Source organism: Streptomyces sp. NPDC001348, assembly GCF_053597535.1.
Genome location: NZ_JBSFIK010000008.1, coordinates 237,696 through 237,895, shown reverse-complemented (window position 1 = coordinate 237,895; position 200 = coordinate 237,696).

Below are 200 nucleotides of genomic sequence, written 5' to 3'. Positions count from 1 at the left end.
GGCTCCGTCCGTCCCCTGCGGGACTGCGTCCGTCTCCTGCGGGGCTCCGTCCGTCTCCTGCGGGGCTCCGTCCGTCCCCTGCGGGACTGCGTCCGTCTCCTGCGGGGCTCCGTCCGTCTCCTGCGGGGCTCCGTCCGTCCCCTGCGGGACTGCGTCCGTCCCCCGCGGGACTGCCGCCCCCGGCACCCCGCACCGCCCGC